The organism is Egibacter rhizosphaerae, from assembly GCF_004322855.1.
GTDB classification, from domain to species: Bacteria; Actinomycetota; Nitriliruptoria; order Euzebyales; family Egibacteraceae; genus Egibacter; species Egibacter rhizosphaerae.
The window spans coordinates 1,890,579-1,914,462 of sequence record NZ_CP036402.1; the positions used below are offsets into that span (position 1 = coordinate 1,890,579).

Annotated in this window: 17 protein-coding genes and 2 CRISPR repeat arrays; of the genes, 10 read left to right on the forward strand and 7 right to left on the reverse strand. The window is 72.0% G+C overall.

What is annotated here, in order from left to right; translation table 11 throughout:
• Window positions 1–176: 176 nt before the first annotated feature.
• The gene (locus ER308_RS21495) at window positions 177–341 is read left to right on the forward strand and encodes a hypothetical protein (protein ID WP_165491928.1); all 165 of its coding nucleotides are present in this window, start codon (window positions 177–179) and stop codon (window positions 339–341) included.
• A gap of 951 nt (window positions 342–1,292) precedes the next feature.
• Here the strand turns inward: ER308_RS21495 and ER308_RS22930 are convergent.
• Window positions 1,293–1,613: a transposase gene (locus ER308_RS22930; protein WP_338029789.1), complete on the reverse strand. Its 321-nt coding sequence runs from the start codon at window positions 1,611–1,613 to the stop codon at window positions 1,293–1,295.
• Complete coding sequence (locus ER308_RS22780; RefSeq protein WP_276319880.1) at window positions 1,541–2,344, reverse strand: transposase; 804 nt, start codon at window positions 2,342–2,344, stop codon at window positions 1,541–1,543. The genes ER308_RS22930 and ER308_RS22780 overlap by 73 nt, the downstream gene beginning before the upstream one ends.
• Window positions 2,345–2,777: 433 nt before the next feature.
• Here ER308_RS22780 and ER308_RS08795 point away from each other — a divergent pair, with 433 nt between their 5' ends.
• A complete protein-coding gene (locus ER308_RS08795) occupies window positions 2,778–5,276 on the forward strand; it encodes a tyrosine-type recombinase/integrase (protein ID WP_165491929.1) in 2,499 nt (832 codons plus the stop codon).
• The gene (locus tag ER308_RS08800) at window positions 5,273–7,072 is read left to right on the forward strand and encodes a tyrosine-type recombinase/integrase (RefSeq protein ID WP_131154636.1); all 1,800 of its coding nucleotides are present in this window, start codon (window positions 5,273–5,275) and stop codon (window positions 7,070–7,072) included. Before ER308_RS08795 ends, ER308_RS08800 begins: the two co-directional genes overlap by 4 nt.
• Before the next feature lie 47 nt (window positions 7,073–7,119).
• On the opposite strand, the gene ER308_RS08805 is transcribed toward ER308_RS08800, so the two are convergent.
• The gene (locus ER308_RS08805; RefSeq protein ID WP_131154637.1) at window positions 7,120–7,548 is read right to left on the reverse strand and encodes a hypothetical protein; all 429 of its coding nucleotides are present in this window, start codon (window positions 7,546–7,548) and stop codon (window positions 7,120–7,122) included.
• A 118-nt stretch (window positions 7,549–7,666) separates the two neighbouring features.
• Window positions 7,667–8,179 (reverse strand): hypothetical protein, encoded by a 513-nt coding sequence (locus ER308_RS08810; RefSeq protein ID WP_131154638.1) that lies wholly within the window; start codon window positions 8,177–8,179, stop codon window positions 7,667–7,669.
• Between the two features lie 658 nt (window positions 8,180–8,837).
• Here ER308_RS08810 and cas7g point away from each other — a divergent pair.
• Genes cas7g through cas2 form a run of 7 tightly spaced genes read left to right on the forward strand, consistent with a single transcriptional unit; the run spans window position 8,838 to window position 17,160 of the window.
• Entirely contained in the window at window positions 8,838–10,025 is a 1,188-nt protein-coding gene (gene cas7g, locus ER308_RS08815) for a type I-G CRISPR-associated RAMP protein Csb1/Cas7g (RefSeq protein ID WP_131154639.1), read from the forward strand.
• Window positions 10,022–11,548: a type I-G CRISPR-associated protein Csb2 gene (csb2, locus tag ER308_RS08820; RefSeq protein ID WP_131154640.1), complete on the forward strand. Its 1,527-nt coding sequence runs from the start codon at window positions 10,022–10,024 to the stop codon at window positions 11,546–11,548. Before cas7g ends, csb2 begins: the two co-directional genes overlap by 4 nt.
• On the forward strand, window positions 11,545–14,310 hold the full coding sequence (cas3g, locus tag ER308_RS08825) for a type I-G CRISPR-associated helicase/endonuclease Cas3g (protein WP_131154641.1): 2,766 nt from the start codon (window positions 11,545–11,547) through the stop codon (window positions 14,308–14,310). The genes csb2 and cas3g overlap by 4 nt, the downstream gene beginning before the upstream one ends.
• On the forward strand, window positions 14,307–15,224 hold the full coding sequence (locus tag ER308_RS08830) for a hypothetical protein (protein WP_131154642.1): 918 nt from the start codon (window positions 14,307–14,309) through the stop codon (window positions 15,222–15,224). The genes cas3g and ER308_RS08830 overlap by 4 nt, the downstream gene beginning before the upstream one ends.
• 2 nt (window positions 15,225–15,226) lie before the next feature.
• Window positions 15,227–15,847 (forward strand): CRISPR-associated protein Cas4, encoded by a 621-nt coding sequence (gene cas4, locus ER308_RS08835; RefSeq protein ID WP_131154643.1) that lies wholly within the window; start codon window positions 15,227–15,229, stop codon window positions 15,845–15,847.
• Window positions 15,835–16,863 carry a CRISPR-associated endonuclease Cas1 gene (gene cas1, locus ER308_RS08840; protein ID WP_165491930.1) on the forward strand — a complete coding sequence of 343 codons (1,029 nt, stop codon included), beginning with the start codon at window positions 15,835–15,837 and terminating at the stop codon, window positions 16,861–16,863. Before cas4 ends, cas1 begins: the two co-directional genes overlap by 13 nt.
• 6 nt (window positions 16,864–16,869) lie before the next feature.
• Window positions 16,870–17,160, forward strand: coding sequence for a CRISPR-associated endonuclease Cas2 (cas2, locus tag ER308_RS08845; protein WP_131154645.1), 291 nt, complete (start codon window positions 16,870–16,872; stop codon window positions 17,158–17,160).
• Between the two features lie 166 nt (window positions 17,161–17,326).
• A CRISPR array of direct repeats spans window positions 17,327–19,570; the repeat unit is 37 nt; unit sequence GTCTCGTCGGGGAGCCATCCCCGACCTTCGTTGAGCG.
• 110 nt (window positions 19,571–19,680) lie between these two features.
• A CRISPR array of direct repeats spans window positions 19,681–20,236; the repeat unit is 37 nt; unit sequence GTCTCGTCGGGGAGCCATCCCCGACCTTCGTTGAGCG.
• 486 nt (window positions 20,237–20,722) lie between these two features.
• On the opposite strand, the gene ER308_RS08850 is transcribed toward cas2, so the two are convergent.
• From ER308_RS08850 to ER308_RS08860, 3 genes are all read right to left on the reverse strand, one after another.
• On the reverse strand, window positions 20,723–21,037 hold the full coding sequence (locus tag ER308_RS08850) for a hypothetical protein (protein WP_131154646.1): 315 nt from the start codon (window positions 21,035–21,037) through the stop codon (window positions 20,723–20,725).
• Window positions 21,038–21,278: 241 nt separating this feature from the next.
• Window positions 21,279–22,106, reverse strand: a complete 828-nt coding sequence (locus ER308_RS08855) for a hypothetical protein (protein ID WP_131154647.1) — start codon at window positions 22,104–22,106, stop codon at window positions 21,279–21,281.
• On the reverse strand, window positions 22,096–23,883 hold the full coding sequence (locus ER308_RS08860) for a site-specific integrase (RefSeq protein WP_131154648.1): 1,788 nt from the start codon (window positions 23,881–23,883) through the stop codon (window positions 22,096–22,098). The genes ER308_RS08855 and ER308_RS08860 overlap by 11 nt, the downstream gene beginning before the upstream one ends.
• Window position 23,884: the final 1 nt, after the last annotated feature.

Here is a 23,884-nt window from a genome sequence, read left to right on the forward strand (position 1 = left end):
CGCACCAGCCCCACGACCGTGCCGCAAGCCGCCATCGATAAGGGGGTGGTCAGTCTGCTCCAGTGCCCACAAGGTCTTGCGGGTGGGTGACTGCACTTCGCGGCGACTGCCGCATCGTGACTGGCGATGGGTGCGCAACGCGATAATCGGTGGAGTCAGCGCGGCAACTATGCAGCGTGGTCGACCAGCCGGAGTGCGCGACCAGCACCACGCACGTGCGTCCGTCCGAGATCGACGAGCGGGTGCTGTGGGCACTGACCGAGAAGACGGCGCGGTTGCGTGGAGCGGCGCTGGCGAAGCGGTCGCGGTTCGGCGCAGCCTTTGACAAGGACCCTCAGTAGTGGCCGTATCATCGGTTGCGTGACGAGGGTGCGCCGAAGATCTGGGCGGACCGTCGACGCGAAGCAGTGGCGGCGCGCGGCGTCCTCGCCGATTACAGCCGCGCCCAAGCGCGGCAGCAAGCTGTAACCTAGGGGCAGTAATCAAGCTCCCGCGGCAAGCTGGCGGGCTCGGCAGAGATGCGGGGGTTCGGTGCACGAAGCCCGTCGCAGCAGGGACCGGATTGCGGATGTGATGGAGTCCAAGGCTCTGACCAGGACAAACACCGGACTAGACCCACGAAACTGCTGGTCACAGCACTGTCAGTTGCTGGAGTCTGTCACACTTCAATCCGGTCCCTGCGTCGCAGCCGGAGGAGGTCGCGGGCGCGCCCGTGCCGATTCCTGCGTCTACTGATGGGCCGGTGGCTCTCCCCGACGCTCAGACCTCCCGGCTATCGCTCAGTTCCTCCAAGCGCCGGTGTATGCCTTCGACAGCCGTCGTGATCCGGCGGAGGAGCACCAATACGTACACGAGCAGCACTGCGCCGCCCATCAAGATTACCAACGCCAATAGTGGAGCAGCGTTCATGTTGTGAGCCCCTTGCCTTCCAAGTTGCCTCCCTCACGGACCCTACGGCGGGATGACGCTAGTCCAGTACCGGTCCCCTAGGATGAACCCTGTAGCCAACGTGTGCATGTGGCGTGGGACTGTCAGATGCACGGTGTATCGGGGCTGGCCACGTGGTCACTCTCCTGCGGGTAGCAGGCGGCCCTCGAACGTGATCTGGAACGCGTTGAGGGCGGGCTTCCAGCGGTTCATCCACCTCCTTCTACCGCGGCCGGTGGGGTCGAGGCTGCGCACCGCCAGGTACAGGCACTTCAGCGCGGCCTGCTCGTTGGGGAAGTGACCGCGCGCCCTGGTCGCTCGGCGCATGCGCGCGTGCAGTGATTCGATCGCGTTGGTGGAGTAGATCACCCGGCGGATCTCGGGGCTGTAGTCGAGGAAGGGCACGAACTCGGTCCAGCTGTTCTCCCACAGCTTGGTGACCGCGGGGTACTGCTCGCCCCAGAGCTCGTTGAAGTCGGCGAGGCGCTCCTTGGCGGCGTGCTCGCTGGGCGCGGTGTACACCGGCCGCAGGTCGCGGGCCATGGCGTCCCAGTCGCGGCGTGAGGCCAGCCGGAAGGTGTGGCCGATGCAGGTGGGAGCACACAGGTCTGGATCACCGCCAGCGGCCACGTCGCCTCGATCGACTCCGGTAGCCCCTTGAGGCCGTCGCAGACGACGATGCACACGTCCTCGGTGCCGCGGTTCTCGGGTCTCGGTCAGGACCTGCAGCCAGAACTTGGCGCCTTCGCCGCCCTGGCCGATCCAGATGCCTGTGGATGTCTCTGGTGCCGTCGGCGGTCACGCCGATGGCGGTGTCCGCGGGCCGGTTGGTGACCTGCCCGTCGCGGACCTCGGGCCACGACGCGCGCGACGAACACTGCGGCGTAGACGCGCTCGAGCGGCCGGCTTGAGCCAGTCGCCCATTTCCTCTCTGGATGCGGTCGGTGATCTTCGACACCGTCTCGCGCGACACCTCGGCGCCGTACACCTCCGCCAGGTGCGCGGACACCTCCCCGGTGGTCAACCCCTTCGCGGTCAGCGACAGCACCATCTCATCGACGCCTGACAGGCGCCGCTGGCGCCTTTTGACCAGCTTGGGCTCGAACGAACCCTCCCGATCCCTGGGCACCTCAAGCGGCACGGGGCCGATCTCGGTCAGCACGGTCTTGGCGCGTGTGCCGTTGCGCGAGTTGCCGCCGTCGCGGCCTTCGGCGGCGTGCTTGTCGTAGCCCAGATGCTCGGAGAGCTCGGCTTCGAGCCCGGTCTCGAACACCTGCTTGGTCAGCCCCGTCAGCACCCCGGCGGGGCCGACCAGGTCGAGGCCTTCCTCGCGCGCCTGTTCGACGAGGCGTTCGGCGACCTCGCGGTCGTCGTCCGAGCGTTGCCGCTCGGCGTTGTCTCCAGTCGTGTCGGTCATCAGCTGTCCCTTCTGGCCGAGCGGATAGCTCAGCCTGTCAGGCCAGCCCCGTTACACCGATCAACTGACACCCCCGGACCTTTCGTCGGGGTTCGCGTGCTGGGGTCTCGCGACGCGAGCCCGGCGCGTTCGGCCACGTGTGCGCTGGCGTCCGGGCGCTTGTGGGCGCGGGGTTTGTCGCTGGTGGCGGCACGTGCTGGCCGGCAGCCCGCGGGGCTGGTTGCCGCAGCGGGGCTAGCGCGCACGGGTCGGGGGCGTGATGTGCCCATCGCCCGCGGCGGGGGTGGGTGCAAGCGCGACCCGAGCCTTCCCGCAGGTGCAAGCACCCAGCCAAGGGAAGGGGGGTTTCCTCGCCTGCAGCTTGCACCTTCGCGGGGGTGGCGCTTGCACCCACGCGCTCGCGCGCGGGCCCAAGCCCCAGGAGGTCCCCGCCGTGTCCCACGACCACCCCGCCTCGTGCGACCCGTCCGAGCTGCTGGCCACCGCCCGCGAGCTGCTGGCGCGCGATGCCGACCTCGCGCCGTGCACCGTCTTCGAGCAGCGGGCCAGCACCCGCCGGTTCGAGCGGTTCGTCGCCGCCCGCGCCGCCGCCGTGAACCTCGTCGACGCCGACCCGCTCGACCTCGCCGCCTACGCCTACCACGCGCTGTACCACGTCCACCTCAAGCCCAAGAGCGTCGGCGAGTACCTGTACGGCATCACCGCTGAGTGGCAACGCCAGACCGGCCGCGACGACGACATCGCCGCACCCGCCCGCCTGGTGCTCGCCGCCGCGCGGCGCGGCCTGCCCGCCCGCGCCCGCCGCCCCGCCCCTGTACTGGCGGTGTGGCTGCTGCGCGAGCTGCTCGGCGAGCTGCGCGCCGACGCGCCCGGCTACGAGCTCAACGGGGAGTGGCGCGCCGCCCGCGACCGCGCGCTGGTGGCGCTGCTGTACGGCGGCGCGCTGCGCCCCGGCGAGGCGCTGACGGTCGAGACCACCCAGCTCGCGCGCCGCGACGGCGGGTGGGAGGTCACCCTGTGGCGCAGCAAGACCAACCAGAAGGCCCGCCACGCCGAGCGGGTGTTCATCGCCGACCACGACCCGATCGGCTCGGGGCAGCTGCTCACCGACTGGCTCGCGGTGCGCGGCGACCTGCCCGAGGCCGCGGTGGTCCCGGGCACGCGCTACGGGGTGGCGCTCAGCCCCGCCACCGCAGCGCGGCGGCTGCACGCCGCCGCGGAGCGCGCCGGCCACCCGCGGGAGGCGTTGACCCTGTACTCCTTCCGCCGCAGCGCCGCCACCCACGCCTATCTCGCGGGATGGCCGTTCCAGGCGATCCAGCGGCTGCTGCGCCACCGCAGCGCCCACATCACCGAGCGCTACATCGCGCACTTGCGCACCGCCACCGAGGTCGCCGACGCGCGCACCTGGCACCTGTCCCCCACGCGCCCCCCCGGCGCGGACGTCGAGGGGCTGCCGCGCCGCCAGCCGCAGCCGAGCGGGACGTTCACCACGCGCGCCAGCGCGGACGAGCACGGCGACGCGCTGCCGCTGGACGCGCTGCGCGACCTCGCCGAGGCGACCGCGCAGCAGACCCACGCCCTGCTCACCGCGCGAGAGGAGACCGAGGTGGCGCGCGTGGGACGGGCGTGGCAGCGGTTCGCCGCCGCGTTGCCACCCACGACCGGCGAGCCGGTAGACCCCATCGATCCGCCCCCTGAGGCCGTCGCGGCGTTCGTCGCCGACGCCGACCGCCGCGGCGTCAAACCCACCTCGATCGCGCGCGAGTTGGCGCGACTGCGCTGGTGGTTCACGCTCACCGACCCCGGCGCCGCCCCCCCGACCCACCTCGCGGAGGCGGTGGCGCGCGCGCTGGAGCGCCGCGACGCCGGCCGCACGCCCGACCGCGCGCCCGTGCACCCCCGCGAGGCCTTCGAGGTGCTCGCTGAACGCGCCGGCCAGGCCCCCACCGCCACGCTCGACCGCGCGATCCTGCGCTGGCACCTCGCGCAGGCCGGCGCGCCGTGGCCGCTCAAGCCCGGACGTCGGGCTTCAGCGCTTCGCGGCGGCGACGTGCGCGTGGCCCCCGACCGGCAGTGGGTCGACATCGACGCGCCCGCCGGCACGGTGCGGCTGCCTGAGGGACCCACGCCGCTGTGTTGCCCGGTCCGCGCGGTCGAGCGGCTCCTCGACGCTGCTGGCGAGCACGGGGTGCTCATCGACCGGTGGAAGCTCGCCACCGCCAGCCTCGTGCCGCACCAGATCAGCCAGTCCTGCGAGCAGTGGAGCCGCGCCGAGTTCGAGCAGGCGACCTGGGTGCTGGGCTACGCGCTGCGACACGCCGCGCGCCGCCGGATGCTGGTCGCGGTCGCGTGGGCCGGCGCGCTGCGCATGGGCGATTTGCGCGAGGCGCGCATCGAGGAGCTCACCCCGACGCGCAACGGCTACGAGCTGCACCTGGGCCGCTCGAAGCTCAACCGCGCCGGCGAGCCCGAGGCCATCCCCCTCGACCGCACCGGCGACGCGCTGTGCCCGGTCGCAGCCATCCAGGGGTGGCTGGCGATCTGGCAGCACGACACCGGCCCGCTGCTGCCCGGCGACATCAACCTCGCGCCCCACGAGGCCGCCGCGGTGGAGCCAGCCAGCAGGGACACCACCCGCGAGCTGGTCGGCCAGCTCGCCGAGCTCGACGGGATCGCGCTCACCGGGCACAGCTTCCGCCGGTCGCGAGCCACCCACGACTGGCACACCCACTACGACCTCATCGCCATCCAGCGGCTGCTGCGCCACCGGCGCCGCGACCATACCGAGGGCTACATCGCCGACCTCGACCCCTTCGCCTTCGACACCACCGACCAGCTCACCTCCGCCGCCGCCGACGACACGACGTCCCGGCGCGGAGCGGACGAGGGCGACGCGGAGCGCTCGGAGCGCTCGGAGCGCTCGGCATGAACGAGCGGGGCCCCATCTCCGAGGCCGTGCAGTGCGAAGCCGCCACCGCGAGCGGCAGCCGCTGCCGCAAGCTGGTCACCGCGCCGCAGACCCACTGCCGTGACCACCGTGACGTCGCGTCTGCGCCCCCGCCACGCGACGCGTTCGCGGACGCGGTCGCCGCCGCGCTGCGCGCCGACCCTGGCGTGTCGTCACCCCGATCTATGATCACATCACCGAACGTGACCTCACCCAGCGAGGCGACGATGGTGGATGTGACCGGCAGCGAGGGGTGGCGAGCGTGGCTCGGCGAGCACCTGGCCGCAGAAGCCGATACGCTCAGCGCCGCCGAGCTCGAGCAGCTCGGCACCCACGGCGAGCAGCTCGTCGACGCCGTGCTCGCCGAGAGCACCGTGAACGCCTACCGCGAGCACTTCGCAGGATTCAAGCAGTGGTGCGCCCGCATCGGCGCGGACGCGCTCCCCGCGAGCCCCCAGGTCGTCGCCGCCTACCTCGTCACCATCGCGCACCAGGGCACCACCAGCACCACCGGCGACCGCGGCGCGTCGGACGCTGAGCCTGGCCGCCTCGCGCCGAGCACGCTCGCGCTCGTGGCCACCGCGATCGGCACCGTGCACCGCAACCACGGGCACACCGACCCCACCGCGCATCCGCGGGTGCGGGCGCTGATCGGCGGCTACAGCCGCCAGCACGCCCGCGCGACGCAGCAGGCGCACGGCATCACGCTCGAGGAGCTCGGCCTGATGGCCGTGCGCTGCGAGCTGCCGCCGCCCGAGCAGCTGCGCGACGCCACGCTGCTCGCATTGGCCACCCACCCGCTGGTCGAGACGACCGCCAACCAGCTGTCGCGGCTGCGCTGGGACCACGTGCAGCTGCCCGACGAGCCGGGCCTGCCGGCCCGACTGCACCTCGGCGGCCGCATCGGCACCGTGTGGATCCCGCCCGAGGACACCCCCGCGATCTGCCCCGTGCGCCACCTGGTGCGCTGGCACGCCCAGTGCGCCGGCGAGGGGCCGGTTTTCCCATCCCCGCGCGATGCGGACCGGCCCACCAGCCGCCAGGGCCTCACCCAACGCGTCGACCAGCTCCTCGACCGCGCGGGCGTGGCCGCCTCCGCACGGCTGGGCGAGCTCGCGCGCCTGTCGGTGACCGACCGCCAGCTGCTGCTCGAGCACCTCAACGCCCCCACGTTGCGTCAGATCCGCGACCTGGCCGTGCTGAGCGTGATGTGGTGGGCGGGGCTGCGGGCGGACGAGACCGAGCGGCTCGACGTCGGCGACCTCGACCTCGACCACGACCGCGGTCTCACCGTGCGCGTCAGGCGGAGCAAGAACGACCCCTACGGGCACGGCGCGGTGACCCCGATCGTGCACCAGCGCGGGTTCATCGCCTGCCCGCTCGAGCGCACCGCGCAGTGGCTCACCCGCTACCAAGCCGCCCTCGGGCGCGACCTCGTCGCCGACGACCCCGCGTTCCCGCAGCTCAACCGTGGCGTCGGGGGGCGGCTCGGCTATCACGGCATCAACGACCTGGTGAAGCACTGGGCGGCCGCCGCGGGCATCGAGCCCGGCGCCAACGAGCGGATGAGCAGCCACGCGCTGCGCGCCGGACAGACGACCGAGATGCTGCACCGCGACCTCAGTGCCGAGGAGATCGCCCGCCACCAGCGCCGCCGCGACACCCGCCACGTCTACACCTACTACCGCCCCACCAACGACTGGGCCAACAACCCCACCGCCAGGCTGCTCGACCGGGTCGCCTCCCCGCCGCCCGCCGACGAGGCCGTCCCCGAATAGGCCGCCGCGCCGGAGGGTCTCACGTCGAACCGCTGGTCGTGGCGCGGTCAGGTCGTGTCGGGGCGCACGGCTGTTGACGGGGACTCGCGGTGGGCGCGGACCGACGGCTGCGGCAATCCCTGGGGTGGTGGCGCGCTGGGGCCAACGGCTGCGTGCGATGCGAAGGACGTGGCGTAGACCAGCGCGGCGAACACGTTGTTGCCGGCCCACCGCTCGCCGAGCATCGAGCGTGAGAAGACCTGCCGGCTGAACCCCCATCGCCGGCCGAGCCAGGCGCCGCTGGGTCGCTGACCTTGCGCCCGCCAGCGGCACACGAGCAGATGCTGGACCCGCGCGATGCGGGCGCTGGTCGCGTTCCCGCCGGCGGGGACGACGAACTCGGCAGTCTCGTTGTGGCCGAACTCATGTGGCCCGACAGCGCAGTAGTCCCTCGGCGTCAGCCGCAGGCGCGTGTCGAGGTGGTTGGCCGGTTGCATCGCAGGCCGAGCGTGCGCGGCCGTCTCGCCGGGACACACGCCGCGCATCGGGGCGCCTCAACGTCGCATCGGGCCGCGCCGGAAAGGCGCGACCCGACCGATGATGCGAAACGCGAGGTCAGAGCAGCGCGACCGCGAGATCGGGGTCGACGGCGCTGCGCCGCGGAGCTCGGTCGGCCACCGCCGGCAGCCAGCTCACCGCCAGCGGCGCCTCGTCGCCGTCGAGCGCGGCGACGAGCCAGCCCTGCAGCGAGCTCGTGGTCGCCGCGCTGACGCGGGGTCCGGCCGCGACCGCGCGCCGCTGGAACAGACCGAGCAGCCGCATCGCGTTCGCGCCGTCGAACGGGACCACCACATCGCGCGATGAGTAGTGCAGCGTGACGTGACCGTGCGTGAGGCCGTTGGCGGCCTCGACCGCCAGCGGGGGCGGTAGCTCGTCCTCGCCGCCCGCGTCGACGCTCGCTCCGCCCTCATCGCCCTCCTCGCCGGGTCCTGGCGCGTCGGCGAGCTCGTCTCCGCCGCGCGACACCTCGTCGGGCGCGGTCAGCCCCTCGGGAGCGGCCGGCTCGACGGCGTCATCCTCGTCAGCGTTCTGGGACTCGGGGTCGTGATCCTCGTGTTCGTCGCCCAACGGGTCCTCCTCGGCAAGTCGTCCGCGGACCGTCCGCGAACGACGTTGACCATGGATCGCGACGACGGGTTCTTCCACCGATGAGCGGGAATGTCCCGGCCCATGGGCCGGGACAGTGCGCCAGCGGGCGCGGCTGCCCACCGATCGGGCATCCGCGGCAACACGCGACAGGGTCGCGCAGTCACGTAGCGGCCCCGCACACGTTCGTGCGGCCAAGGCCCGCAACACCCGTGCGCGCAGCCCGTTTCCCAGCACTGCGGCGCGGCACGAGGGCGCGCCTGTCGTCGGCGTCAGGCACGCCGAGGTGACGACCCGCGAGCGTCAACCCGCTGGGGACGCCGAGCCCCGATGGGCGCGACACGGGCGCAGGCTCGTGGGAGTGCTGGCAACTCGATCAGGAGATACACCCGCGGCAGTCGGTGCCATCCCCAGCCTCCTGCAGCTGCACACCGCAGCTTCGGGCCGCCGTGGTTCGCAGTCCCAGCTGAGCGAGGCGTTTCCCGGGCGCGCGACACCGAACACCCCTGGGGCCACCCTTGACCGGCATCGTGCATGTCACAACCCTTCGGTATCGTCCAAGGTCCTCCTGTTGCTGTGGCGGGACACGCGCGGCGCAGCGATAGCGCGATGAGGGGAAGCCGACGGGAAGGAAGGCCCCATGTCGATTTCTGCGAGCGGGCTTATTGCGGCGTGTCGTGACACCGCCGTCGACGCCGGCCTGCACATTCACAGCAGCCTCGAACCACTCGGGGGCGAGGGGAGCCCGATCAAGCCTGCGGTCTACGAGGGCGGCGTGTACCAGCACGATCGGCGGTGGCCACCCGATGGCCGTGCGGAGCCCGTCGATGTGCTCGTGGTCGACAACGTGCCCAGTCAGGCCAACCGCCTCGAGGCCGCTCTCGAACGCCACGCCGGATGGCTCGGGCTACCGCGTGTGGTCCTCGATCTCTCCGGGGTTGGGGCGCTGCCGCCACATCTGCCGGCGACGATCAGCGGATTTCGGTTCCCCCATCGGCACGCTGACGCGTATCTGCGCGACTCGATGCTCGACGGCACCCCGTTCCAGCGAACCGAGATCGGCCGGCGACTGCGCGACGCCACCTCGGACCATCCGGCTGCGCTGCTTGAGTGGTTCCCGCAGGCGCTGCTGTTCGGGTTCTGGCAGTCCCACCTGGCGAAGGGGCAGAGCCAGGCCAAGCTCGCGCGCTCTTGGATCTCCGAGACCGTCGGCTACGAGCCCGCCACGACCGAGACCCGCCAGCTCGGCCTCAAGGGCGACCCGCTCAACCTAAGCGTCGAGCAGCGGGTGCAGTTCGACGAGTCGGACCGCAGCGCGTGGGAGTTGACCGAGGAGGCGCGCGGCGGCGGCCGGGGAGAGCGACTGTCCGAGCTCGGGCACGGGCAAGTGCCGATCTCGGTCAACGACGCCGCGCCCGGCGGTGTGTCGTTCGCGTCGATCGAGCAGCAGGCGACACTGTCGCTCGCCGGGTTGCGGCGGTTGACCTTCGGTGCCGAGGATCCGCGCAACGCTCCTGCCCGAGCCGTGGTCGCCGCCATCGGGCTGTTCGCGCACGCGGCGGCGTTCGACCGCGCGTTCAGCTTGCGCTCGGGCTGCGATCTCCGCTCGACCGGCAGCACGTGGACGTGGCTGGGCGAGGCCGGCGACACGCCGGTGGACCCGCTCGACGTCGCCAGTGCGCGCGAGTTGCTGGAGGGCTGCGCCGCGGCGGCAGAGGAGGTCGGGTTGCCCGTCGGCAGCGCATGGCCTTCCGAGCCGCTGGTCGTTGAGCCGCACGAGCAGCTGTCCAAGGCGATCCGCAAGACCTACCCGGAGGTTGACTCGTGATCGCGGTGGAGGTGGAGTTGCTGCACGGCGTCCTGCGCCTGGCCGGGTCCGACGCGGCGGTCACGGGGGTGCCGACGACGGGCGAGTGGCCACCGAGCCCGGCCCGGCTGTTCGCGGCGCTCGTCGCCGCTGATGGCACCGGTCGGCATTGCACGGTCACCGACGGCAGCGAGCTTGAGTGGCTGGAGTCGGCGGGTGCGCCCGAGCTGATCGCCGACGACCGTGACGACGTGCTCGTCTCGCCGGTGACCCCTCGCTATGTCGTCGACGACCAGCGCGCAGCGGGCACGGTGCAGGACTATCCAGCGCGCAAGGCCACCATGGTGCGTCCGGGTGTGCGGGTGTGCCCGCGCCGACCGCGGGTGGTCTACGAGTGGCCGGACGCGACGCCGCCAGCCCACGTCGTCGAAGGGCTGCAGCGTCGCGCCGCCCGGGTCGGCTACCTCGGCTGTGCCGACAGCCCGGTCCGCATGCGCGTCGCGACCACCCCGACTAACCCGATGGAGGAGGACGACGCGCCCGCCGGTGCCGCGCGATCCGCCGCGTCGCGGCGTTGGCGCGTCGGCGAACAGGGCATGGACGTGCTGCCGGTACCCTGGCAGGGCAGCCTCGCGGTGCTCGACGACGCCTACGAGCGCTGGCGCGCCGGCCAGCCGGTCCGCCGCGCCTGGCTACCGACCGGGCACGCGCGCTACACGGCGCCGCACACCCGACGCGACGACGCTGACGAGACGTGGGCGGGGGTGTGGCTGCGGCTGCGCCCAGCGCTCGACGGGCGGCGGGTGCGCCTTGTCACCGAGACACTGCGGGCCGCCGTGCTGGAGCACTACGAGCGGCACGTCGCCGGCGCGAGCGAGCAGGTGCCCGCGGCACTGCACGGCCACGGCTACACCGGCACTGGCCTGGACCACGCCTACTGGCTGGCGCTGCCCGATGTCGGCCACCGCCACGCGCGCGGGCGGATCCTCGGCGCAGCGGTCGCTCTGCCGCCCGCCGCCCGGCTGGGGGTAAGCGCCGACGAACGTGCGCATCTGTTGGAAGGACTGCGCAGCGCGTTGTGGCACGTACGCGAGCTCGTCGCTCCCGGCGCATTCCGTGTCCAGGTCGAACCAGCGGGCGCTGCGGGGCAGCGCGTGTGGAGCACGCACCCCCGACGATGGACGCAGCCAGCGCGCCGCTGGGCCTCGGTGTTTCCCGTCGTACACGAGCGCTTCACCGGCAAGGGCCTGGACCTCGACGAGGTCGCTCGCTGGTGCGCCCACGCGGGACTGCCAGCGCCAGTGGGGTTCAGAGCAAGCCGACCGCCGCTCGTTCCCGGCGGCGTCGCGCTGCGAGCGCACGAGGCGCGCCGCAACGCCGCCGGCCGGCGGCCGTTCACCCACGTCGAAGTGACTTTCGCCGAGCCGGTCGCCGGCCCAATGGCGCTCGGTCGGCTCCGCCACTTCGGTGTCGGCCTCATGGCGCCGGTCGACGACACCCCGAACCCCGACACAACAGTGACCGCGCAGGAGGTCGGCCAGTGAGCAGTGTCGGGGTCGAGGCTCCGCCGTTCGAGGTGTTCTATCGCGCGGTGCATGACGACCACGCCCCGCTGCCATGGCAACGACGCCTAGCCGAGCAGGCCGCCACCGGAAGGTGGCCGTCAGGGATTGGCGTGCCGACCGGGCTCGGCAAGACATCGACGCTGACCGTCGCGGTCTGGGCGTTGGCCACGCAAGCCGACCGAGCGCCACGCGAGCGCAGCGCCCCGACCCGCGTGTGGTACGTCGTCAACCGGCGGCTGCTCGTCGATGCCGCCTACGACCTCGGGCTGCGCCTGCAGGCGCTGCTGGCCGACCCACAAGGCGCCGCCGCCGACCGGCCCGTCGACCAGCGGCAGGCACTCTCGGCAGTCGCCGAGCGTCTCGGCGCCGTCGGCGCGCTCGGCACCGAGCAGGGGCCGCTGCATGTGGCCCGGTTTCGTGGCGGCGCCGCCCCGGACGGGCGGGTTCCCGACCCCTCCCAGCCGGCGCTGCTGTTCGCAACCGTCGCGATGTACGCCAGCCGCTGGCTCTTCCAGGGCTACGGCAGCAGCCGCAGCATGCGGCCGATCGACGCCGCACTGGCCGGTACCGACGCGCTCGTGCTGCTCGACGAGGCGCACCTCAGCCGACCATTGGTCAACCTCGTGCCCACCGTGGTCGAGTGCGACGCGGGTGATGCAGGCGCGGTGCTGCCGCCCGAACGGGCCCGCCCCCGGATGGTCACGCTCAGCGCCACCGGCGCCGCCGATGATCTCGACCTCGACGCTGACGACCACGCGCATCCGCTCGTGCGGCAACGCGTTCACGCCCCCAAGGCCCTCGAGCTGCGGGAGGTGCGGGAAAGCCAGCTCGAGCAGGAGCTCGCCCGCGCCACCCTCGACCTCGTCGGCGTCGACGACGTCAACAGCGTCGTGACTTTCGTGAACTCGCCGGCTCGTGCTCGCGCCGTGGCCGATGCGGTCGCGACCCAAGCTCGCCGGGCGGCACCTGAGGCCGAGGTGGAGCTGCTCACCGGTCGAGTGCGTGCCCGCGAGGCCGAGCGCATCAGGCGACGGCTCCTCGACCCCGAGCACGGCATCGCCTCCGGGGCCCAGCCCCATCCCGCCGCGCCCCCGCTGATGGTCGTCGCGACCCAGACCCTCGAAGTCGGCGCTGACCTTGACTTCGATGCGCTGGTCACCGAAGCCACCGGTCGCCGCGCCCTCGTGCAGCGACTCGGGCGGTGCAACCGCCTCGGCGCGCGGGCCCACGCCCCCGCGGTACTGTGCCATCCACGCCAACAGCGGGAATGGCCCCTGTACGGCACCGAGCCGGCCGAGCTGTGGGCCGAGCTCGACACCGCCGCCGACGAGCAAGGCGTCATCGACGTCTCCCCGGCGGCGCTGGCCGCGACGCTCGACCCGCCGTCCGACGAGCCCCCGCGCACCGGCGAGCTTCTGCCCGCGCACGTGCGGGAGTGGGCCAAGACCTCGGCGCCGCCCCCAGACGCCGCCCCGTTCGAGGTCTTCATCGACGGCTTCGACGAGCCTGCCCGAACCGCGAGCGTGCTGTGGCGAGCGCACCTGCCACCCGCGGGTGTCGCGCTCGCGCCACCGCCGCTCGCGCGCGAGAGCGTCGAGGTGCCAATCGGGGAGCTTCGCGACACGCTCGTGGCACGGGAGCTCACGACCGTGCGCGTGGTCGCCAGCGACGGCGTCACCACCGAAGACGCGGCAGTCACATCGCTGCGCCCGGGCGACCGTGTCGTGCTCCACGCGCGCGTAGGCGGCTACGACCCGCGGGGGTGGAACCCGGGGTCGACCGAGGAGGTGCTCGACCTGGGGCTACTCGAAGGCGCAGTGCTGCCGCTGGCCCGCCCCGCGGTCGCGAACCTCGCACCCACGGCGCTCGAGGACGCCGAACTGGCGGCAGCCCTAAGACGGCTGGGAGCCGCGACCGCGGACGAGGCCGACCCCGACATGGACGACGCCGCCGCGCTCATCGTCGACCGGCTCCGCGGCCTCCGACCCCGTGACGGCGTCGACAGCGACGAGTGGGCGGCCTTCCTCGACCGGGTCGACCGCGCACTGCGCCGCCCCGTCGACGACGTGCCCCGCCTGCAAGCCCCTCCGCAGCGCAGCCCGGCGCGCTCGGCGGTGCGCACCGATGCGTTCGACGAGCTTAGCTTCGTCGCCGACTCTGTACGCCTAGGGGACCATCACCAGACCGTTGCCGCGTCAGCCGCAGCCGTCCTCGCCGCGATCGGGGTCGCGCCCACGCTCGTCGCCGTCGCCAGGGAGGCGGGGCGCTGGCACGACGCCGGCAAGATCGACGCGCGCTTCCAACGATGGCTCGGCGCCACCGAGGAACCGCTCGCGAAGTCCGCCCGACGGCTCGACGACGTCGAGCTCACGAGAGCTGCCTCGGGCTGGCCACGCGGCGGCCGCCATGAACTCCTCAGCACCCGTGTGCTCGACCAGTGGCTCGCTACAAGCGGCGCGCATAGCGACGACGACGAGTTGCTGCTCCATCTCGTCGCCAGTCATCACGGGCACGGACGGCCGACGCTGCCGCCGGTCGCCGATTCCATGCCGATGCGGGTCGCCGCTCGATTCGAAGGCTACGACGTCAGCGTCTCCGGTGACCTCGCCGAGACCGACTGGACGCAGCCACAACGGTTCCAACGGCTGTCTGAGCGCTACGGCTACTGGGGGCTGGTGCTACTCGAGGCCGCCGTTCGCCAAGCCGACCACGCAGCCTCTGGAGCGGTGACAGTGCGATGACCACGGAGACCAATCACACGAGCGCGACCCCCGGCGAGGTGGCTGACGCGCCCGGCTGGCAGGTCGACTGGCTCAACGCGTGGCTGGCTGCCATCGGGCTGCTCTGGCTCGAGCCGGCCGCCCGAGTGGCCTGGAGCACCGATCCCGTGCCACACGCTCGGCTGCACGCCCCCGGCAGCGACCCTGCCTCGGCGATCGCCGAGGCACTGCCCGACCTCGCGGCGCTGCAGCGGCTCGCGATCGCCAGCGAGCATCCCAGCAGCTCGAGGCCGTTCAAGCGCAATCCCTCGCTGGATGACTACCGCGCTCGCGCGGCGCTCGCGCGCGCGGATCACGACTTCTCCCTCAGCGTGTCGGTCACCGATCTGACATCCGACGCCTCCCGCGAGCTCCCGCACAGTCCGCTCGACCCGCCGGCGCCCAAGGGGCAAACCCTGTGGGACCGGCTGGTGCGGGTGCGAGAGAAGCTCGACGCCCAAGCGCCGAACACGGTCGAGGCTGCGGCGCGGTCGCTTCAGGGCGTGCCGACGCGGGTGCAAGCCAACGGGCTTGGCTTCGACGTGCGCCGCATTGACCCCGCTGCGGGGGGCGACGAACTCACCGTCGATCCCATCGTGGAGTGCCTGGCGTTATTCGGCCTCGCGCTGCTGCCGATCCGCGGCGACGGCGTGCGCCCCACCACGCGTGGTTGGCGCGGTCCCGCTTTACGGGGCGGCTCGTTTCGCTGGCCCGCCTGGTCTGACTGGCTCGATGTCTGGGCAGTCGACGGGCTGCTGGATCGCTGCCATGCCGCAGCACACGAGGCTCATCGGATAGGCCGCTGGGGCGTGGCGGCGGTGTTCGAGACGGTCCCCTACCAGCCGACCGGGCAGAGCGATGTCCGCCGCGGCTACGCGTCCCGACGGTTGTGGTAGCCATGCTCGACCCCGAGCCGCTGCCGATCTCGGCACTAGAGCACTGGGTGTACTGCCCACGCCAGTGCGCTTTCATCCACGTCGAGGGGCTGTGGCAGGACAACCCGCACACGGTGCGGGGCACCTGGGGCCACCGACGCCCTGACACGGGGACAGATCGCGTCGAGCGCGGCCGGCGCGTGCTACGCGGCGTGCCGCTGCACTCACACCACCTCGGGCTCATCGGCCGCGCCGACGTCGTGGAGGTTCACCGCGATGGGACCGTCGTTCCAGTCGAGTACAAGGTCGGTGGCAGGCATGGGGATACCGCCGAGGTGCAGCTGTGCGCCGAGGCGCTCTGCCTGGAGGAGATGACCGACCGCCGGGTACCCGAGGGAGCGCTGTGGCACAGCGGCCCGCGGCGGCGCACCGCAGTGCCAATCGACGAGGGGCTGCGCGCCCGCACCCGCGCGCTCATCGACGAGGTCCGCGCCGCCCTTGCTGCTGGCCGCCTTCCCCCTGCTGTGAACGATGCCCGCTGCGCGCAGTGCCAGTTCCTGGACCAGTGCCTCCCCTCCGTCATCGACGATGCCCCGTGGGTCGCGCGCTACCTCGCCGAGGAGGTGTTCGCGTGCGGCTCCTGAACACGCTGTACGTCACCGAGCACGGCGCGCGAGTAGGACTGCGGAAGGGCTCTCTAGCCGTCAAGTTGCGCGATGGCAGAGAACGACGGGTGCCGATAAACGCTGTCGACACAGTGGTGCTCCTCGGCCGCGCGCAGCCGTCGGCCGAGCTTCTTGCCGAGTGCTCCAGGCGCAACATCCGCGTCGCTGCACTGACCCGCTACGGCCGTGTCCGCTTTGTGGTCGCCGGTCCGACCGGGGGTAGCGTCCACCTCCGGCTCGAGCAGTACCGCCGAGCGACGGAGGCCGCGCCTTCGGCGCAGGTCGCTCGCACCGTCGTCGCCGGGAAGCTGCAGAACTGCCGTCGCATGCTGCAACGGTGGGAGTGGGACGCGCCCGCTCGACTGCGGTCCCTGTTCGCCGATCAGCGAGGAATGGTCGAGGAGCGGCTACGTGCGCTCGAGGGCTCCCTCGACGGGGACCGGATCCGCGGCATCGAGGGCGACGGCACGCGCCGCTACTTCCGCGGACTGGCCCTACACCTCGGTTCCCAGGAAACTTCGGTGCACTTCGCCGGCCGTTCGCGGCGGCCTCCCCGCGATCCCGTCAACGCAGTGCTTAGCTTCGCTTACGGGCTGCTGCTGACCGAAGCGGTGGGAGCGCTCGAGGCTGCCGGTCTCGACCCGCAGATCGGCTTCCTGCACCAACCACGATCCGGGCGGCCCGCACTTGCGCTCGACCTGGTCAAGGAGTTCCGCCCAGCGTTCGGTGACCGCTTCGGCATCGCTGCGCTCATGCGCGGGCAACTCACTGACGATGACTTCGTCCGTTCCAACCGTGATGCGTGCCACCTGAATGACGAAGGGCGCCGCAAGTTCATTGAGGCGTTCGAGGAGTTCAAGTCAGAGGAAGTGTTCCATCCGGTGCTGGGTCGCGATCTTCCGCGGTGGAGCGCCTTGTCGGTGCAAGCCACACTGATGGCCCGCCATGTGCGCGGCGACCTGGCTGACTACCCACCGTTCACGCTCGCGGGGTGAGCCGTCGTGGACCTGCTCGTTGCATACGACGTCGCAACCCGCGACCGGGAGGGAGAGCGCCGTCTGGCTGAGGTCGCCGCCGTGTGCGAGCGCTACGGGGTTCGAGTGCAGTACTCTGTGTTCGAGTGCCGGCTGACGGCCACGGCCGCGGAGTCGCTGGTCGTTGAACTGGAGGCCACCATCCTCCCGAGTGACGACTCGGTGCTCATCTATCGTTTCCCTGGCGATCTGCGGACGAGCCGGCAAGCACTGGGTCGCAGACGGGGCAGCGGCCCGGCCGGCCCCTGGATCGTGTAGGCCGAACCGTCGGTGATCCTTGACAACACAAGAGCCCGCACGGCTGATCGTAACCTGGCGTCACGCTGCGGATACAGCACGTTGACACAAGCCACGGTCAAGGCGGAAGCGTGAGGCAGCCACGTCGCGTCACGTCATCGACCAGCTACTTTGTGCCCCAAGGAGGGTCTCGTCGGGGAGCCATCCCCGACCTTCGTTGAGCGGACCGGGCCCGCCAGTCGCTCGACCGTCACGCGAGGTCTCGTCGGGGAGCCATCCCCGACCTTCGTTGAGCGGACTCCTACCCCGACATCGTGAGCGCCCTCAGCCGAGGTCTCGTCGGGGAGCCATCCCCGACCTTCGTTGAGCGGACGTGGGTGTGGCTTCGATCAATGAGCGCGGCTATGTCTCGTCGGGGAGCCATCCCCGACCTTCGTTGAGCGCAGATCCTCGCGCGCTAACCCCGGACACGCGAAACGGTCTCGTCGGGGAGCCATCCCCGACCTTCGTTGAGCGTGCCCGCTGTCGGGCACGATGCCCTGCAGGACCGCCGGGTCTCGTCGGGGAGCCATCCCCGACCTTCGTTGAGCGTCGTACGTCGTCCGGTCCCAGTCGCGGTCCACAACGTCTCGTCGGGGAGCCATCCCCGACCTTCGTTGAGCGAAGGGCATCATCGACCTCGCCCGCCGGTCGGGGGGTCTCGTCGGGGAGCCATCCCCGACCTTCGTTGAGCGTGCCCGCTGTCGGGCACGATGCCCTGCAGGACCGCCGGGTCTCGTCGGGGAGCCATCCCCGACCTTCGTTGAGCGTCGTACGTCGTCCGGTCCCAGTCGCGGTCCACAACGTCTCGTCGGGGAGCCATCCCCGACCTTCGTTGAGCGAAGGGCATCATCGACCTCGCCCGCCGGTCGGGGGGTCTCGTCGGGGAGCCATCCCCGACCTTCGTTGAGCGAGCTCGACCGAGCAAGAGGCGATCGCGTGGGACCTCATGTCTCGTCGGGGAGCCATCCCCGACCTTCGTTGAGCGACTGGCTGTGCCTTGTAAGCACTGGCCACACGGTTCGAGTCTCGTCGGGGAGCCATCCCCGACCTTCGTTGAGCGGACCTCGCCCCGGACGGCGCGTCGCACGGCCACACGGTGTCTCGTCGGGGAGCCATCCCCGACCTTCGTTGAGCGGAGGAGTGCCTCAAGTCGCTCGACCTGATCGGCGACAAGGTCTCGTCGGGGAGCCATCCCCGACCTTCGTTGAGCGGTCGATAACCAGCTAGCCAGTAGGACGGGGGAGCCGAAGGTCTCGTCGGGGAGCCATCCCCGACCTTCGTTGAGCGCGCGGCGCGTGGGACTCGGGCACCACCTACAGCGCGCGTCTCGTCGGGGAGCCATCTCCGACCTTCGTTGAGCGGCCGAACTCGCGCGTGGCCTGCAAGAACACCGCGTCGTCTCGTCGGGGAGCCATCCCCGACCTTCGTTGAGCGACCTCGTCGTCGGCCTCCGGCACACCGAACGGGGGTCTCGTCGGGGAGCCATCCCCGACCTTCGTTGAGCGGAGACACGCGGGACAGTGGCGCGGCGTCACGAGTCACGTCTCGTCGGGGAGCCATCCCCGACCTTCGTTGAGCGCACCGGGGCAGTAGTCATCCCCGGGGCGCCAGCGTCATCTCGTCGGGGAGCCATCCCCGACCTTCGTTGAGCGACGGGCCAGCCGAAGTACGCGATGACGCTCTTGCAGTCTCGTCGGGGAGCCATCCCCGACCTTCGTTGAGCGCTGCGCGGACCATTCGGGGTGCACCATCTCCGTCCACGGTCTCGTCGGGGAGCCATCCCCGACCTTCGTTGAGCGGCGCAGGTCCGCGTTCCCACCGGGTTGCGCGACCGCGTCTCGTCGGGGAGCCATCCCCGACCTTCGTTGAGCGAACCAGCCACCGAGCGCGAGCAGACAGTCGCTCACCGGTCTCGTCGGGGAGCCACCCCCGACCTTCGTTGAGCGACCGGCCGCAACGTCATGGCCAAGCGCGCGGCCGACCGGTCTCGTCGGGGAGCCATCCCCGACCTTCGTTGAGCGGTCGACGACATGCTGCTGCTCGACCGCGACCCCGGCGTCTCGTCGGGGAGCCATCCCCGACCTTCGTTGAGCGTCCATCAGCTGGTCCCAGCGCGGGTCTTCCCGCCAGGTCTCGTCGGGGAGCCATCCCCGACCTTCGTTGAGCGTTGTGGCCTCACAGGGGCCGGGGTGGCCGGTCCGGTCCGTCTCGTCGGGGAGCCATCCCCGACCTTCGTTGAGCGCAATAACCCCCGTCCGCGTGCACGGGGACTTGCTCGGTCTCGTCGGGGAGCCATCCCCGACCTTCGTTGAGCGTCCATCAGCTGGTCCCAGCGCGGGTCTTCCCGCCAGGTCTCGTCGGGGAGCCATCCCCGACCTTCGTTGAGCGGCCTCCTCTGCTCTCGCGGTCACCCGCACCATCGGGTCTCGTCGGGGGAGCCATCCCCGACCTTCGTTGAGCGCCCTACGCCCTCGAGTGACTGCTCGCCCTGAACGGGCAGTCTCGTCGGGGAGCCATCCCCGACCTTCGTTGCGCGACGAACTCGTTGAGCTGATGCTGTATCGTCGCGATGTGTCTCGTCGGGGAGCCATCCCCGACCTTCGTTGAGCAGCCATGAACGAGCTCGCCGGCTCGGTCGAGCTCATCCGTCTCGTCGGGGAGCCATCCCCGACCTTCGTTGAGCGACGGTGGATTCGCGTTCGGTCTCTATCGAGAACTCGCGTCTCGTCGGGGAGCCATCCCCGACCTTCGTTGAGCGGTCTCCGCGCGCGGCGACTCCGGCGCGTGCTCCACGGTCTCGTCGGGGAGCCATCCCCGACCTTCGTTGAGCGAACCTCAACGTCGACGCGATCGTCCGCGGCGACGAGTCTCGTCGGGGAACCATCCCCGACCTTCGTTGAGCGGAGGTGCCCGTGAGCGACGAGGGCCGCTTGGTCACCCCGGTCTCGTCGGGGAGCCATCCCCGACCTTCGTTGAGCGGTCATCTACGACCGGATCGGGCTCGCGCTCGAGCTCGTGTCTCGGCGGGGAGCCATCCCCGACCTTCGTTGAACGTTCTCGCTGCCGGACTCGCCGATCAGCGCCCAGTCGCGTCTCGTCGGGGAGTCATCCCCGACCTTTCATTGAGCGTCGCCCTTCCATCGGCGCAGCTCCGCGAGAGCGAGCTCGTCTCGTCGGGGAGCCATCCCCGACCTTCGTTGAGCCGTGGCCTGGTGGCACGGCACCGAACTCGAGCAGGTCGCGTCTCGTCGGGGAGCCATCCCCGACCTTCGTTGAGCGAAGCAGCGCATGACCGTGGCCGCGGCCGACCGCGTGTCTCGTCGGGGAGCCATCCCCGACCTTCGTTGCGCGGTGACGCAGCAGGCCGAGTGGAAGATCGGCAGCGATCACGTCTCGTCGGGGAGCCATCCCCGACCTTCGTTACGCGCGGCCACAGTGCGCAGAGGTCCGGTCTCGACCTCCAGGCTGTCGGTCCGGTCCCCATTGGCTGTGGACGTCGCGCTCGAGGGCTCAGTCGACGACTGCACCGATCTCCCGCCGCCTACGAGCCGGTGTCCCCTCGCGGCGAGGCACGACTCGGTGCCGGCACCCCTGAAGCGCCAGAGTGGCGGTCCTCGCGCGGCGGCGAGAAGCGCTGCCGCGCCGCCTGGCGGGAGATGCCGAGCGCGCGCGCGAGGTCGGCGTACTGGGCACCGTGGCCGAGGGCCTGCGCAGCGGCCTCGTCGCGCCGCTCGGCGACGCGGCGGGCGAGCTCGGCCAGCACCGCGACGCGGTGCTCCTCCTCGACGACGTCCGCCGCCGTCAGCGCGCGACGCATCGCCAGCTCGACGCGGTCGGCAGCGCGGTGTCGATCCATCAACGGGCCTTCCCCACACCACTGACAGGCTCGGTTGTCGCCGGGCCGCGAGCCGCGACAAGATCGGTTGTCGTGCTGGCGAAGCGCGGCGTGGCGCGGCCGACGAGGTCGCCACACGCGACCCCGGCGCCGGTGGCAGGGTCGGTCGCGGCGGTGGACCGGTCGGGGCTCGATGGGCTCGCCGGCGCGGTCGCAGCGCGCCTCGTCGCCGCGCTGCGGTGGCCGAGCGCTGCGGCGCGCATCAGTGCGCCCGCGTCGGCGGGTGGGCGTGGTAGCGCAGGGGGGTGCCGTCGGATCTGGTGATGGGGTCGGCGGGGTCGGTGGCGGCCTCGCGCAGGGTGCGAAACAGCGTCTGCTCGGGTGTGGCGGTGTCGGTGTCGCGCAGCCGATGGGCACGGATCCTGTCGAGCACCTGGGCGACGCTGAGCGGCGTGGCGCTGCGGCGCAGCACCCATTGCGCGGCGGCCCGCCAGGTGGGTTGGGTCTCGGTGGTTTCGACGCGGGCGTCGTCGGCTTCGCGCAGCACCTCTGTGGCCGCGGCGAGCCCCTGCAGGCGGAGCAGGCTCAGCACCGGCGCGGTGACCCGGTCCAGCTGGTGGCGACGGAACGCGTCGATGCTGTGGTCGCCGGGGGTGCGGTGGTTGTCCACCAGCGTGGCCTCGGCTTGCAGGCGGCGGTAGAGCGCGCCCTCGAGGTAGCCCACGCACGCCGAGGTCCACCGACCCGCGCGGTTGGCGGCCGCGGAGGAGACCGCGACGGCGACCTCCCACCAGTCCTTGAGCTCGACCTGCTCGCCCAAGCGCCCGCGCACGTCCTGGGGGCTCTGGCCGACGTACAGGCGCGTGCTGCCGGGCTCGGGGCCGGGGCCGAGCAGCACGTAGCAGCCGGGCACCGCCCACAGCGGGCCCGCGAGCGCGGTGAGGCTGTCGCTGCGGACCACCGCGAGGTTGACCGCGGGGTCGGCGAGCTCGAGGTGGCACACCCCCGCGCGCGCGTCGCGGGGCAGGTAGGCCAGCGCCTGCATGTGGCGACCGGGCTCGGGGGCCGCGTTGGCGGGCTCAGCCGACATCCCCGACCCCCTTGCGGCGGCGCGCCCGCGCCGCTGCGAAGTCGATGACGTTGCCCGCGTCAGGGGCCGGCGCGGCGTCGTCCGCGTCCTCGTCGCCGTGGTCCTGCCAGCGCCGATCCAGCGCCGCACGGGCTTGCGCATCGGCGTCGCTGGTGCCGTGGCGGTAGTGCTCGAGGATGGTCTTCTCGCTATTGCCCGCGAGGTCGGCGACCTGCCCGTAGTTCAGCCCGGCGTTGTCGATGCTGTCGTTGGTGACGATGTGGCGCAACTCCCCGAACGCCCGCCCCCGCAGGGGGTGCCGCGGCTCGCCGGGCTTGTCGGGGAACGCCGCGGCCACCGCGGGGTGCCAGACGCGCTCGTTGAAGTTGCTGCCGCGAAACGGGGCGCCCTGCTTGGAGGGGAAGGCGCGCACGAAGCGCTGCTGCTCGCCCAGCCAGGCCGCGACCTGCTCATGACGCTGCTGATCGCCGAGGCGAGCGGCGAGCTCGAGCTCCTCGCGCAGCCACGCCACGCGCCGGTCGTGCAACTGCTGGGCCTGCGGCAACCACCTGGCGAGGCAGTCCAGCAGGCGGGGCCACTGCGGCAGCGGCACCACCGAACGGTCGCCGTACTCGCGCCACTTGGGGGCGCCGTGCTGCCACGTCTGCCCGTTGTTCAGCCGCGCCGACACGGGCGTCGCCGTACGGTCGATCGCGACCACGCGCTCGTCGAGGTCGAAGTCGTCGACCGCGAGCGCGGCGAGCTCGCCGACCCGCTTGGGCGTGGCGATGACGTTGAGCACGTGCGGTTCCCAGAAAGCGTCGAGGTGATTGTCGAGCACCCACAGCACATCCTCGACGGTGCCGGTCTCGCGACCACGGGCGCGCTCGGCGGCCTGGCGTTCGTCCTCGGTGCTGCGCATTTGCTTGCCGCGACGGTGGTGGCGCGCAACCACCTCGTCCATGGGATTGGCATCGATGAGCGGGGGCGTCATCCTGTGTGCGAACGCAAACACCCGCCGCAGGTCGTTGTAGAAGTGCCGCTCGGAGGCGAGGCCGACCTTGGCGCCGTCCTGGCGGGGCGTGGGGCCGTTGATGTAGGCCCGTAGATTGGTGGCACGGCGCCGTTCGACCGCGTACTGGCCGTCGGGGGTGGTGACATCGCCCACGCGCATGCTCTCGCCTTCTGCGCCCCGCGGGTCATCGGGGCCGTAGACGAGCAGGCGCACGGCGAACCGCACACTCGTGTCCAGCTGCGCGCGGGTGGGGGCCTTGGGCGTGGCGGGCAGAACGGTGGCGAGGTAGTAGCTGCCCAGCTGCGCCACGGTCCAGCGCGCCGCCTCCGCGGCCGACCGCGGCGGCGGCGGTTGGGGCGGCAGGGCGACCAGCCGACCGCCATCGACCGGTCCCCCCTCACCGGTGTGGCCCTGCGGCGAGCGCGCGCCGTCGCCCTCACCGGCCGGCTCGGCGGCGTTGGCGGCGGGTGCGTCGTGGCGGTCCGCGCCGCCGGCGCGGGGGCTGGTCGCCGCCGAGGTGGACTGGGGCAGCCCGTCGGGGTCGGCGGGCCAGCAGTGCTGCGCGCCGGCGGTGAGCAGGGTCTCGAGCCGGCGGGCCTCGGCGAGCCCGCCCTTGGTGTTGGCAAACCGCCGGCGGCGCGGGTTGCGCTCGCCGGGCGCGCGCCAGCGCAGCAACAGCTTCTGGGCGGTCGGAGCGTCGAAGTCGGGTTGGCCGTCGGCGTCGCGCACGGTGGCATCGCGCGCGTCGACGGGCACCAGCGGGTAGCAGCGCCAGCGGCCCATC

What these genes read in the sequence shown, in the direction of transcription:
- ER308_RS22780 (WP_276319880.1), bottom strand. Translation starts at nt 2,344, where the DNA reads ATGACCGACACGACTGGAGACAACGCCGAGCGGCAACGCTCGGACGAC.
- ER308_RS08800 (WP_131154636.1), top strand. Translation starts at nt 5,273, where the DNA reads ATGAACGAGCGGGGCCCCATCTCCGAGGCCGTGCAGTGCGAAGCCGCC.
- ER308_RS08805 (WP_131154637.1), bottom strand. Translation starts at nt 7,548, where the DNA reads ATGCAACCGGCCAACCACCTCGACACGCGCCTGCGGCTGACGCCGAGG.
- cas7g (WP_131154639.1), top strand. Translation starts at nt 8,838, where the DNA reads ATGTCGATTTCTGCGAGCGGGCTTATTGCGGCGTGTCGTGACACCGCC.
- ER308_RS08830 (WP_131154642.1), top strand. Translation starts at nt 14,307, where the DNA reads ATGACCACGGAGACCAATCACACGAGCGCGACCCCCGGCGAGGTGGCT.
- cas4 (WP_131154643.1), top strand. Translation starts at nt 15,227, where the DNA reads ATGCTCGACCCCGAGCCGCTGCCGATCTCGGCACTAGAGCACTGGGTG.
- ER308_RS08850 (WP_131154646.1), bottom strand. Translation starts at nt 21,037, where the DNA reads ATGGATCGACACCGCGCTGCCGACCGCGTCGAGCTGGCGATGCGTCGC.
- ER308_RS08855 (WP_131154647.1), bottom strand. Translation starts at nt 22,106, where the DNA reads ATGTCGGCTGAGCCCGCCAACGCGGCCCCCGAGCCCGGTCGCCACATG.
- ER308_RS08860 (WP_131154648.1), bottom strand. Translation starts at nt 23,883, where the DNA reads ATGGGCCGCTGGCGCTGCTACCCGCTGGTGCCCGTCGACGCGCGCGAT.